This window comes from Blastomonas sp., from assembly GCF_046294995.1.
GTDB lineage: Bacteria > Pseudomonadota > Alphaproteobacteria > Sphingomonadales > Sphingomonadaceae > Blastomonas.
The window spans coordinates 1-12,573 of the sequence record NZ_JBKBOG010000014.1 but is presented as its reverse complement, the minus strand read 5'-3'; the positions used below and the strand labels follow the sequence as shown (position 1 = coordinate 12,573).

Below are 12,573 nucleotides of genomic sequence, written 5' to 3'. Positions count from 1 at the left end.
GCCGTTTGCCAGGAGCCGATTGAAGTGCGCGAAGCATCGCTGGGATCCGATCGCACCGATGCGCGCGCCATCGTCAACGGCCTGTCCGTGGATGTCGAAGAGTATTTTCAGGTCGGCGCTTTCGAAAACACGATTGCCAAGGTCGACTGGGACAGCATCGCCAGCCGGGTGGAGCTGAACACCGGCGCGGTGCTCGATCTGTTCGCGCGTTGCGGGGTGAAGGCGACGTTCTTTACCCTGGGCTGGGTGGCGCATCGCTACCCTGCGCTGATCCGCCGGATCATCGCCGAGGGGCACGAGATCGCCAGCCATGGCTGGGACCATACCCGCGTGTTCACGATGACTCCCGAGCAGTTCCGCGCCGATATCGAACGCGCGCGCAAGGCGCTGGAGGACGCGGGCGGCGTCGCCATCAAGGGCTATCGCGCGCCGAGCTTCTCGATCGACCAGCGCACCCCTTGGGCACATCCCATATTGGCCGAGCAGGGCTATGCCTATTCGTCGAGCGTCGCGCCGATCGCGCACGACCATTATGGCTGGCGCGCTGCGCCGCGCTTTGCGTTTCATCCCGTGGAGGGATCGGACATGATCGAGCTGCCGGTGACCACGGTCGAGCTGGGCGAGCGACGTTTCGGCGCGGGCGGCGGCGGGTTCTTCCGCATCCTGCCTTATGCGCTGTCGCGCTGGGCGCTGCGCCGGGTGAACGGGACCGACGGGCAGCCCGCGATCTTCTATTTCCACCCGTGGGAGGTCGATCCCGATCAGCCGCCTGTTGCAGACGCACCGCTCAAATCGCGGGTGCGGCATTATACGCAATTGGGCGCGATGGCGGGCAAGCTCGAGCAGTTGACCCGCGATTTCCACTGGTGCCGGATCGACGAGATCGCGCTGCCATTGGCGGCGGGGCGGCTGTGATGCTGCACTTCGCGCCACCTACGTGCGCTGCGCCCTCGGTGCGTCTGACAAACCTCGCAGACCCGCAGGATCGCGCACGGCTTTCGGCATGGCTGGAAGGCCGCGAGGATGCCACCGCGTTCCATCGCATCGCCTGGGGCGAGGCTGTTGCCCGTTCGACCGGCCATGATTTTCTCGCGCTGGTTGCAGAGGACACCACCGGCAACCTGACCGGCTATCTTCCGCTCCACGCGGTGCATTCGCCGTTGTTCGGCCGCGCGATGGTGTCGGCGGGCTTTGCCGTCGATGGCGGCATCATCGCCGCCGATAGCGCCAGTGCGCAGGCATTGGCCGAGGCCGCATGGCAGCTTGCCGAATGCTACAGCGCGCCGACTCTCGAATTGCGCGGCGGCTGGCTGCCCGATGATCCGCGCTGGACGATCAAGTCGAACGCGCACGCAGGCTTCATCGCCGATCTGGTGCCCGAGAGCGCCGAGGCCGATCAGAAGCAGCTCGAATGGGTCCCGCGCAAGCAGCGCGCCGAGGTGCGAAAAGGTCTGGCCAACGATCTGGTGGTGCGCACCGGCACGAGCGCGCTCGACCGGCAGCAGCATTACGCGGTGTATGCGACAAGCGTGCGCAACCTTGGCACCCCGGTGTTCCCGCGTGCGCTGTTCGAGGCGGTGCTCGATGGCCTGGGCGACGATGCCGATATCCTGACGGTGCTGCACGACGATGTGCCGGTGGCGAGCGTACTCAACCTCTATCATCGCGGTACCGTGATGCCCTTCTGGGGCGGCGGCGTGTGGGCGGCGCGCGGTCTTCGCGCCAACGACATCATGTATTATGCGTTGATGAACCATGCCCGGCGGCGCGGCTGCACCCGCTTCGATTTCGGTCGCTCCAAGGTCGGCAGCGGGGCGTTTGCGTTCAAGAAGAACTGGGGTTTCGAGCCCGCGCCATTGAGCTATGCCATCCGCAATGCCGATGGCCAGCCGCCGCGCGACGTCAATCCGCTGAGCCCCAAATACCGGTTGCAGATCGCGCTATGGCAGCGCCTGCCGCTTGCAATCGCCAACCGGCTCGGACCGCTGATCGCGAACGGGCTGGGCTGATGGGCGAAACGCTGTTCCTTGCGCACCGCATTCCGTTTCCCCCCGACCGGGGTGACAAGATCCGCTCGCACGCGATGCTGCGCGCGATCGCGGCGCGCGGGCCTGTGCACGTCGCAACCTTCGGCGAGACCGATGCCGATATGGCCGCCGAGGTCGAACTGGCCGGGGTGGCGACCAGCCATGTCCTCGTCCGCCGGACGATCTCGAACATGCGCGCGGGATTGAATGCGCTGGCGGTGGGAAAGCCGGTGTCGCTGGTGGCGTTCGAAAGCCCTGACATCGGCCATTACATCGCGCGCCTGCTGGCGACACGGCCGATCGACACGATCTTCATCTATTCCAGCCAGATGGCGCAGTTCATCCCGCAGGGGTTTGCCGGGCGCGTCGTGATGGATTTCGTCGACATGGATTCGGCCAAATTCGCCGCTTATGCCGATGCTGCCAGCGGGCCGATGAAGCTGGTCCATGCGCGCGAGGCGCGGTTGCTCGGTGCGTTTGAACAGAAGGTCGCGCGCCGTGCCGACCTGTCGTTGTTCGTCAGCCCTGCAGAGGCCAAACTGTTCCGCGATACGCTGAATGATCCTGCGGTGCGCGTCGAGGGCATCAGCAACGGGGTCGATACGGTGTCGTACGATCCTGCCAACGTCGCCGCCGCGCCTTATGCCGGTCGGCCGGGTCCGCATCTCGTTTTCACCGGGCAGATGGACTACGCGCCCAACGTCGACGCGGTGGTCCATTTTTCGCGCGCGGTGCTGCCTCTGGTTCGCGCCGTGCACCCAGAGGCGTGCTTCCATATCGTCGGGCGCAGTCCGGTTGCTGCGGTGCGTGCGCTCGCACACCTGCCGGGTGTCGAGGTCGCGGGCGCGGTCGATGATATCCGGCCGTGGATCGCCTCGGCCGATGTCGTCGTCGCCCCCTTGCGGATTGCGCGCGGCATCCAGAACAAGGTGCTCGAGGCGATGGCGCTGGCACGCCCGGTGGTGGCATCGGCTGCTGCTGCAGAAGGAATCATCGCCGATCATGACCGCCATTTCGTGGTGAGCGCAGATGACGCGGCGATGGCCGCCGCGATCAACGCCTTGCTCGCCGATCCTGTCCGCGCCGCCGCCATGGGGCAGGCGGGCCGCGACCATATGCTCGAATGCTATCAATGGGATGCGCTGCTCGCTCCGCTGATGCAGTGGCTGGACACGCCGGTCCATGCGCTGCAAAGCGCCGCCTGATATGGCCAGCATTGCCGCCGACATACTCCGGGAACCCGAGCCTGCGGGGCTGACTGCGACCTGGCGCGCGGCGCTCATGCGGCTGGGCGTCGCCTGGGCGGCGATCCTGATCGTGTTCGCGCGCGATGCGGCGGATATGGTGACGATCTGGTGGGACAGCTCCACCTTCAACCACATATTGCTGATCCCGTTCATCCTGGGCTGGCTGGTGATGCAGCGCGCAGAGGAATTGAGGCGCATCACGCCGTCGCTCTGGGCGCCGGGGCTGGTGGTGATGGCTGCGGCTGCTGCGGGCTGGGTGCTGGGCGAGGCGGCAGGCGTCGCGCTGGCGCGACATCTGGCGGTCGTCATGTTCTTCCAGGGCAGCACGCTGGCCTTGCTCGGGCCGCAGGTGGCAAGGGCGCTGCTGTTCCCGCTGGCCTATGCGTTCTTCCTGGTGCCGGTGGGCGAGGAGATCGTCCCGCAGCTTCAGGTGATCACCGCCGATATGTCGATGGCGCTGCTCGGCATGACGGGCATCCCCGCGCATATCGAAGGGGTGTTCATCTCCACCCCGACCGCGCTGTTCCGCGTCGCCGAGGCGTGCTCGGGGGTCAAGTTCCTGATCGCGATGCTGGCCTATGGCGTGCTGGTCGCCAATGTCTGCTTCAAGAGCTGGCCGCGCCGGATCGGGATCATTGCCGTGGCGATTATCGTGCCGGTGCTCGCCAACGGCGTACGCGCGTTCGGGACGATCTATATCGCGCACCATCACGGGCTCGATTTCGCCGCCGGGTTCGACCACATCTTCTACGGCTGGGTGTTCTTCGCGATCGTTCTGCTTCTGGTGATGGCGGTGGGCTGGCGGTTCTTCGACCGGCAGGTGACCGACCCGTTTATCGAGCCCGCGCTGGCTGACCGGCTGGCGGTGCAATCTCGCAGGGGTCGTGCGCCCGCACGCCCGGTGCTGATCGGCGCTGCATTGCTGGTCGCCGCGCCGCTTGGCTGGACGCTCGCCGGATTGCCCGCGCCTGCCTCGTTGCCTGTGCGCGATACGCTTCCCGAGATCGCAGGATGGCAGCGGACGGCCTATGCGCCGACCGCCGAATGGACCCCGCGCGCCGACGGCAGCAACCGCAGATTGATCGCAAGCTATGTCCGCGATGGCAGGCGGGTCGATGTGTTTGCGGCGCTGTACGACGGCCAGTCCGAAGGCCGCGAGATCACCGGATACGGCCAGGGCGCGCTCGATCCGGCTGGCGAATGGTCCTGGGTCGAGGCGGGGCCGAAGCTCGCCGATGGCCGCGCCGATGTCATCACCGGGCCGGGCCGGGTGGTGCGCGATGTCGCGACCTTCTACCGCATCGGCGATGTCCAGACTGGCAGCAACCTGGGCATCCGGCTGGAGTCGCTCAAGGCGCGCCTGCTGCGCCGTAGCCAGAGCGCGATGATCCTGATCGTTTCGGCCGAGCGCGGCGGTAATGGACCGGCGCGCCCGGCGATCGACGCGCTGCTTGCCGATGCTGGCGGCCCGCGCGCGCTGGCCGATACCGTGCTGGCGGAGCGCTGAGCGCATGTGCGGGATCGCCGGCATCTTCCATCTCGAGACCGCCAAACCGGTCGATCCGGCGCGCATCCGGTTGATGACCGATGCGATGCTGCACCGCGGGCCTGATGGCAACGGCTGCTGGACCGCGCCCGGCGTCGGCCTCGGGCATTTGCGGCTGTCGATCATCGACCTTGAGGGCAGCGCGCAGCCGATGCTGAGCGAGGACGAAGCCTGTGTGCTGACCTTCAACGGCGAGATCTACAATTTCCAGGAGGTCCGCGCCGAGCTGGCGGCGATGGGCCACCATTTCCGCACCTCGGGCGACACCGAGGTGATCCTGGCCGCGTGGCGGCAATGGGGCGTGGGCTGTCTCGACCGGCTGAACGGCATGTTCGCGTTTGCGATCCACGACCAGCGCAGCCAGCGACTGTTCATCGCGCGCGATCGGCTGGGGGTGAAGCCGGTGCATTATGCGCCGCTCCCCGATGGCAGCGTGATCTTTGCGTCCGAACTCAAGGGTCTGCTCGCGCACCCGGCGCTTCGGCGCGCGCCCGATCCGCAGGCGGTCGATGACTATCTGGCGTTCGGCTATGTCCCCGATCACCGCTGCTTTGTCGCGGGGGTGAAGAAGCTGCCTGCGGGCCATTATCTGATGCTCGAGCGCGGCAAGCCGCTGCCTGAGCCAGTGCAGTACTGGGACGTCGATTTTTCGCGCCGCGCGCGCGGGTCTGTGGCCGATCTCGAGGCCGAGCTGATGCACCATATGCGGCAGGCGGTGGCATCGCGGATGATCGCCGACGTGCCGCTGGGCGCGTTTCTTTCGGGTGGCGTCGATAGTTCAACCGTGGTCGCGTTGATGGCCGAGCGCAGCACCCAGGCGGTCAAGACCTGCAGCATCGGCTTCGATGTCGCCGAGCTCGACGAGAGCGACTACGCGCGTCGCATCGCCGAACGCTTCGCCACCGAGCACCGCAGCCGGATGGTCTCGCCCGACGACATCGCGATCATCGATCAGGTCGCGGCGCAGTTCGACGAGCCCTTCGCCGATGCCTCGATGCTGCCGACCTTCCGCGTGTGCCAGCTGGCGCGCGAGAACGTCACCGTGGCGCTGTCGGGCGATGGCGCCGACGAGGCCTTCGCCGGATACCGCCGCCATGTCTTCCACCACGGCGAGGAACGGGTGCGCAACCTGTTGCCGCAAGGTCTGCGCGGCCAGGTGTTCGGGGCGCTGGGCGCTCTGTATCCCAAGGCCGACTGGGCTCCGCGCCCGCTGCGCGCGAAGTCGACGCTGCTGTCGCTCGCGCGGACCGGCGCCGAAGGGTACACCGATGCGGTAGGCGTCACAGGGTACGCGCAGCGCCATGCGCTCTATTCGGACAGCCAGCGCACGGCGCTGGGCGGTTATCGCGGCGAAGATCACATGATCGCGCTGATGGAGGCTGCCCCTGCGCGCACCGGGCTTGATGCTGCGCAATATGCCGACATGAAATTGTGGCTGCCCGGCGACATCCTGACCAAGGTTGATCGCACCAGCATGGCGGTCAGCCTCGAGGCACGCGAACCCTTGCTCGACTATCGGCTGATCGAGTTCGCCGCGACGTTGCCCGATGCGATGCGGGTGCGCGGCGGGCAGGGGAAGTGGCTGATGAAGCGCGCGATGCGCGGCACCTTGCCCGACGATATTCTCTATCGGCCCAAGATGGGCTTTGTCAGCCCGATCGCGCAGTGGTTCCGAGGGCCCTTGGCCGAGCAGACACGCGCCATCGCGACGGGCTCGGCGCTTGCGCGCAGCGGCTGGTTCAACACCGCAAAGCTGAGCGAGATCGCCGAGGCGCATATCATGGGGCGCAGCGACAATGCGCGGCTGCTGTGGCAGTTGTGGATGCTCGACAAGGCGCTCGACCGGGTGTTCTGATCCCCGGTCGCAGCTCCAGTGTCAGCGCCCCGCTCAGGCCCTGACCAGACCGATTTCCACCAGCCGCTGGCGCAGATAATCGTCGGCCAGGATCGGCTCGGGATACCGGTTGGGCGTGTCCGCGCTGATGCAGCCTTCCAATGTGCGGATCGGGAAGTCCGAGCGCAGGTGGAGGAAGAATGGCATCGAATAACGGCTGTACTTCGCCCGGTCGCCTGCGGGATTGCGCACGCGGTGCGTGGTCGAGGGCAAAGCGTGGTTGGTCAGCCGCTGGAGCATGTCGCCGACATTGACGACCAGAGCACCTTCAGGCGGACGCATGTCGATCCACGATCCGTCGCGCGCCAGCACCTCGAGCCCGCCTTCTTCAGCGCCCAACAGCAATGTGATCAGGTTGATATCCTCGTGCGCGCCGGCGCGGATCGCGCCTTCGGCGCCTTGGGCAGCGTCCATCGGCGGGTAATGCAGCAGCCGCAGGATCGAATTGCCCTCGTGCACCGCAGGCAAAAACCAGTCGGCATCGAGCCCCAGATACACCGCGATCCGCGACAGGATGATGTTGCCCACCCGGTCGAACTCGGCGAACAGCGGCTCGAACGTCTCGCGGAAGCCCTCGGGCCGGTCGGGCCAGACATTGTGCGGCATGGTGTGTGCGATCGGGCTGGCGGGATCGACCTCGCGCCCGACATGCCAGAATTCCTTGAGATCGTGCGCCTTGGCATCCTTGGCGATCTCGGTGCCGAACGGGGTATAGCCGCGCTGGCCGCCGGCTTGCGCATCGTAATAGCGCCGCTTCTCCTCGGTGGGCAGCGCAAAGAACGCCGCCGTCTGCTCCCAGCCCTGGCGGACCAGCGCCGGATCGAGCCCGTGATCCTTGATCATCGCAAAACCATAAGTTGAAAAGCTGTCGCCGAGCTTGCGCGCCAGATCGGCAGGTTCATCGGTGAGCGAGAGAATCGGCAGTTGTATCATGATGCGGTCCGCAATAGCTGAGGGGGTGACGATAATGGCCCCCTGTAGGCGTGCTGGCGGAAAAAATCATGACCCAATATTGGCTGATGAAATCGGAACCCGACGAATATGGCTGGGCCGATCTGGTGAAGGCGGGCGAGGGTACCTGGGACGGGGTGCGCAACGCGCAGGCATCGAACAACCTCAAGGCGATGCAGGTCGGCGATCTGGCGCTGTTCTACCACTCGCGCACCGGGCTCGAGGCGGTCGGGGTGATGGAGGTGAGCGCCGCAGCGTTCCCCGACCCCAAGGACGAAACCGGGCGCTGGGTCGCGGTCAAGGTCAAGCCGGTACATCGGCTGAAGAAGCCGGTGACGCTCAAGGCGATGAAGGCACGCCCCGCGCTCAGCGACATGGCGATGCTGCGCCAGTCGCGGCTGTCGGTCGCGCAACTGAGCGCGGACGAATGGGCGGAGGTTTTGTCGATGGCGGGGAACGGATCGGATGCACCGACGTAGGTAGGGGGAAGCCGGGCGCGACGCCCTGGCACGCAATTACGAAGGAGCATCATTATGGGTGAATTTCAGGACAAAGCCAAGGGTGCCGGCAACAATCTGGCTGGCAAGGTCAAGGAAGGCATCGGTGCCGCTACCGATAACAAGAGCCTTGAAACCGAAGGCAAGGCGCAGCAGCTCAAGGGCGATGCGCAGAACCTCAAGGGTGACGTGAAGGGTGCGTTCGGCGACAAGGTCTGACGCCTACCTGATCTGATCTGATCAAACGAAAAACCGGCCCTCTCCGCTAGCAGGGGGCCGGTTTTTTTGTGTTCGCCTTCCCTCTCCCGTGCAGGGAGAGGGTTGCGGAGACTTATGAGCGCAGCGAATTAGTCGAAGCTGGGTGAGGGCAGGCGGGTGCAGAGTCGCCGCCCGTCACCCTCATCCAACTCCGCCTAGCCTCGCTGCGCTCGACAAGGCTGCGTATCCTTCTCCCATTGGCAGAAGGATTGGCTACCGCCCCCGCAGCCCGCTCACCGTAGCCCCGCTCGCGCCGATGTTCTCGATCTCGGTCTTCAGATGCAGCAGCTTGAGCCCCGGCTGGCTCAGCGCTTGCTCCAGCGCGGGCGCGAAATCCTCGGTCCGCTCGACCGTCGCCGCCCAGCCACCATAAGCGCGGGCGAGCGCGGCGAAATCGGGGTTCTTGAGCGTCGTCGCGGACAATCGCGCGGGATATTCGCGCTCCTGGTGCATCCGGATGGTGCCGTACGCGCCATTGTCGATCACGATCACCAGCAGGTCGGCGCCATATTGCACCGCAGTCGCCAGCTCCTGCCCGTTCATCAGAAAATCGCCATCTCCCGCGATCGCGACGACCTTGCGGTCCTTGAGGCGCAGCGCGGCGGCGACCGCGGCAGGCACGCCATAGCCCATCGCGCCTGCGGTCGGCGCGAGCTGCGAGGGCTTTTGCCCGTAGTGCCAATAGCGGTGCCACCAGCCCGAGAAGTTGCCCGCGCCGTTGCAGATCACGGTATCGGCGGGCATGCCCAAGCGCATCGCGCGCACGCACTGGCCGAGGTCGAGCGCCACCCCGGTGGGCTGCGGATCGGACCAGGCGAGCCACTCGGCATGCGCCTGCTCGCCGGTCTCGAACCGCACCGCGTCCTCGTCCCACAATGCAGCGGCCTCGGCGAACTCGTCCATGTCGGCGCACAGCGGCAGGTCGGTGCGGTAGACGCGGCCGAGCTCGTTGGGGTCGGGGTGGATATGGACCAGCAGCTGGCCGGGGTGCTCGGGCGTGATCAGCGTATAGCCGTCGGTGGTCGCCTCACCCAGCCGCGCCCCGACCGCGAGGATCAGGTCGGCGGCTTTGACCCGCGCCACCAGCTTCGGGTTGGGGCCATAGCCAAGGTTGCCCGCCCACACCGGCGAGCCATTATCGAACGCATCCTGCTGGCGAAACGCGCAGGCGACCGGCAGCCCGATCCGCTCGGCGAACTCCTGGAAGTTGGCGCGCGACGCCGGGCTCCAGTCCGCGCCGCCGATGATCGCGATCGGGGCGCTGGCGCCCTCGAGCATCTCCATCAGCACCGCAAAGCCGTTGTGGCACACCGGCTGCACCGGGCGGGTGACGCGGGGGCGATCGGCAACCTCGACCATGTCCTTGAGCATGTCCTCGGGCAGCGCGAGCACCACCGGGCCGGGGCGGCCCGAGATCGCGACCGAATACGCGCGCGCGACATATTCGGGGATGCGCGCGGCATCGTCGATCCGCGCGGCCCATTTGGCGAGCGGCGCGAACATCGCCTGGAAATCGACCTCCTGAAAGCCCTCGCGATCCCTCATTCCCCGATCCACATCGCCGATGAACAGGATCATCGGCTTGCTGTCCTGCATCGCCACGTGCACGCCGATGCTGGCGTTGGTCGCGCCCGGGCCGCGGGTGACGAAGGCGACGCCGGGCCGCCCGGTCATCGTGCCATCGGCGCACGCCATGAACGCGACCCCGCCCTCCTGACGGCAGACGATGGTTTCGATCGCGGGCACATCGTGCAGCGCATCGAGCACCGCAAGAAAGCTTTCGCCCGGCACCGTGAAGATCCGGTCGCAACCCTGTGCCACCAGCTGATCGACCAGAACGCGGCCGCCGGTTCGGGGGGTGGCGGTGGCGGTGGGGGAGGGGGTGGTCATGGGGCGGATCCTCTTGCCTCGATATGCGCCCGGGTCATACGCCCGCTTCGCTGGGGAGGCCACCGGCTAACGGGCGAGGGCAGGGGCTGTCAACTGCGGGGCGGCGGTGATCCAGTCGAAGCCCTGCGCCAACGGCAGCGAATATCCTCACCGTCACCCCCGCGAACGCGGGGGTCCCGCTTCTGCGCCAACGCCAGCGAAAAAGCGGGATTCCCGCGTGCGCGGGAATGACGGGGAAGAGTGTGTACCGCTTTCCGGCGAAAGCCGGAACCCAGGGCGATGGCATCGCAATCCGGCCTCTGGACTCCGGCGTCCGCCGGAGAACGGCAGCGAGCACAGACGCTGTTGGATTCCCAGACGCACCCCGACACCGCGCGCGACGCAGGCGAAAAGGCGGCGGGCCTAGGCTCCGGTCGAGACCGGACGCGTGCGGCGGACTGGCGGATGATTTGGGGCATAGCCTCATTCCGCCAAGGGCTGGTGGTCCTTCCATCTTGCGCTTTCGGTGGCTCCCGGCACAAAACCGGTGTGCGGCGAGGAAGGAAATCCAAAGCTACCGCACAGCTGACCGTCTGCCGCCTGGGTTCGGCTTGTCCGTTGGGATACCGGGCTCTCGCGAAAAGCCCACCCACACCCCCAACCCGCCGCCCCCGGATCAATCCCGGGAAAGCACATGCCTTGAGTCCGCACCGGGCAGATTTGGTACGGAGGCGGGGATAAATTAACCGATATGGTTGAAAATGTCAAGTTGCACCGAAGCAGCATACCGTTGTCGACTGGCACATCGCTGCTGCTTCGTGCTTTATGAGCGACCAGAGGTAACCATGGTCGCAGTGTTAACCAGTTTGTGACCAGAAGGTTGCCATAAAAAAGGTTGCCGTCGGCCGCCCTACCGGTCTACCCATTTCGCTGATTGAGGATGCGATGCCGGACGAGCTAACGATATTTAGCCTGCACTACGTAGGGAGCCGTTTTCGAAATGCGCGCTTGCCCGTGGAAGTGCTGTCTGATCTACCGGCGTTCCGGGACCTTCTCGTTTCATATGCGAAAGATGAGTGGCGTCGTAGGCACGAAGATCGTGAACGGGTGCCAAAAGGGTTTGATAAGAGTCTTGCTTTCGACCTGATCGACATCGCACCTGGCAGCGCTATTCCAAAACTTGAGTGGAATCGACATCGAAACAGCGGCCAAGTTAACCTTCCAGGTTTTGCCGATGAAATCGAAGAAATTGTTGAATCAGCATATAGTGATGTAGTTGCTCTCATTGGCGGGCATTCTGGGAGAGTCTCGGCGCTAAATTCTGAGAAGGTTCGCGCACTGAATCATTTTGGTGCTGGACTGCGCGATGATGAGAAAATCGAATTGCTTGACAGGGTAAATGGTCAAGTCGTCTCACTTGACGCGCATCGGCGTAAGCAGTTGATCACTGGCGCGCGTGAAACCTACCAAACCCGTCTCGAAGGGATTGGTAAGTTAATCGGAACTCAGATAAAAAGTGAAGAAGAAGCCAGTGTTACAGTGCGCACCAGTGAGCATGGTGATATTACGATTCCGGTCGATCCAATACAAGTTAAGGAAGAGTTTGATGGAAATCTTGAGCAAGATGTCCAGTTCGTACTACTTGTCGAGCTTGATAGTCAGGACTGCTTCCGCAGGGTAGCTGATGTTCTCGATATAGCTGTGGTCGATAGTGAAATTAGTGCTGCATTATCAGCCTGTCGGAAGCGTTTAGAAGAACTTCGATCTCTGGAAGCGGGATGGCACAATGGGGTAGGAAAGCAGGTGACAGATGACGCACTTCACGCTGCTGAGGCATTCCTGACTAAGCGTACCTCATTCTGCGCCGCATATCGCCTGTATCCAACCGAGGGCGGTGGCATCCTGATCGACTTTGAGCATGGGAATTGGGATTATTCGGTGGAATTTTCCGCGACCGGGAGCGTGGAGATGTATGGGGTTGAGATTGAAGGTGATGGGGAGTTGGGGCCCAAAGAATTCAATTTCGTCGGGGAGGTTTTTCTGACTGCTTTCGATGATCGGATTAGCGCAAGTGGCTGAACCGTTAACTGACTCAGATGAAGTGCTTTTCAGGCAAATTCACCCGAACTGCATCTACAACGGCGAGCCTGCAAGCGATCGGTTCGGGACTGTCATGATTTTCGTGTGTGGGCGGGCGGTTGACCATCAGGCCGACATGGCCCTGATGAAACGTTCGCCGAAGATCACGGCAAATTGTGCCTTTGCCATAGTCCATTCACGTGGC

At 64.6% G+C, this 12,573-nt stretch carries 11 protein-coding genes; 9 read left to right on the top strand and 2 right to left on the bottom strand.

Translation table 11 applies throughout. The features are described from left to right. Positions 1 to 24: 24 nt before the first annotated feature. From ACK4R0_RS13560 to ACK4R0_RS13540, 5 genes are read left to right on the top strand one after another with little or no spacing between them, the layout of a single operon-like run. Entirely contained in the window at positions 25 to 915 is an 891-nt protein-coding gene (locus ACK4R0_RS13560) for an XrtA system polysaccharide deacetylase (RefSeq protein WP_409674872.1), read from the top strand. After that, on the top strand, positions 915 to 2,009 hold the full coding sequence (locus tag ACK4R0_RS13555) for a FemAB family XrtA/PEP-CTERM system-associated protein (protein WP_409674869.1): 1,095 nt from the start codon (positions 915 to 917) through the stop codon (positions 2,007 to 2,009). The genes ACK4R0_RS13560 and ACK4R0_RS13555 overlap by 1 nt, the downstream gene beginning before the upstream one ends. After that, a complete protein-coding gene (locus ACK4R0_RS13550; RefSeq protein ID WP_409675069.1) occupies positions 2,006 to 3,232 on the top strand; it encodes a TIGR03087 family PEP-CTERM/XrtA system glycosyltransferase in 1,227 nt (408 codons plus the stop codon). The genes ACK4R0_RS13555 and ACK4R0_RS13550 overlap by 4 nt, the downstream gene beginning before the upstream one ends. Before the next feature lies 1 nt (position 3,233). Next, a complete protein-coding gene (gene xrtA / locus ACK4R0_RS13545; protein ID WP_409674866.1) occupies positions 3,234 to 4,781 on the top strand; it encodes an exosortase A in 1,548 nt (515 codons plus the stop codon). A gap of 4 nt (positions 4,782 to 4,785) precedes the next feature. Further along, the gene (locus tag ACK4R0_RS13540; RefSeq protein WP_409674863.1) at positions 4,786 to 6,675 is read left to right on the top strand and encodes an XrtA/PEP-CTERM system amidotransferase; all 1,890 of its coding nucleotides are present in this window, start codon (positions 4,786 to 4,788) and stop codon (positions 6,673 to 6,675) included. 33 nt (positions 6,676 to 6,708) lie between these two features. Here the strand turns inward: ACK4R0_RS13540 and ACK4R0_RS13535 are convergent, their stop codons facing one another. Further along, positions 6,709 to 7,647: an isopenicillin N synthase family dioxygenase gene (locus tag ACK4R0_RS13535; RefSeq protein ID WP_409674860.1), complete on the bottom strand. Its 939-nt coding sequence runs from the start codon at positions 7,645 to 7,647 to the stop codon at positions 6,709 to 6,711. A 68-nt stretch (positions 7,648 to 7,715) separates the two neighbouring features. Between ACK4R0_RS13535 and ACK4R0_RS13530 the strand changes: the two genes are divergently transcribed. After that, entirely contained in the window at positions 7,716 to 8,144 is a 429-nt protein-coding gene (locus ACK4R0_RS13530; protein WP_409674857.1) for an EVE domain-containing protein, read from the top strand. 54 nt (positions 8,145 to 8,198) lie between these two features. Further along, positions 8,199 to 8,381 (top strand): CsbD family protein, encoded by a 183-nt coding sequence (locus tag ACK4R0_RS13525; protein ID WP_409674854.1) that lies wholly within the window; start codon positions 8,199 to 8,201, stop codon positions 8,379 to 8,381. 252 nt (positions 8,382 to 8,633) lie between these two features. Here ACK4R0_RS13525 and ACK4R0_RS13520 read toward each other — a convergent pair whose 3' ends face one another. After that, on the bottom strand, positions 8,634 to 10,310 hold the full coding sequence (locus tag ACK4R0_RS13520; protein ID WP_409674851.1) for a thiamine pyrophosphate-binding protein: 1,677 nt from the start codon (positions 10,308 to 10,310) through the stop codon (positions 8,634 to 8,636). A 993-nt stretch (positions 10,311 to 11,303) separates the two neighbouring features. Between ACK4R0_RS13520 and ACK4R0_RS13515 the strand changes: the two genes are divergently transcribed. Both ACK4R0_RS13515 and ACK4R0_RS13510 read left to right on the top strand, forming a co-directional pair. After that, positions 11,304 to 12,368: a hypothetical protein gene (locus ACK4R0_RS13515; RefSeq protein WP_409674848.1), complete on the top strand. Its 1,065-nt coding sequence runs from the start codon at positions 11,304 to 11,306 to the stop codon at positions 12,366 to 12,368. Beyond that, on the top strand, positions 12,361 to 12,573 hold a 213-nt coding region (locus ACK4R0_RS13510), incomplete at its 3' end, for a hypothetical protein (RefSeq protein ID WP_409674845.1). The genes ACK4R0_RS13515 and ACK4R0_RS13510, both read left to right, overlap by 8 nt.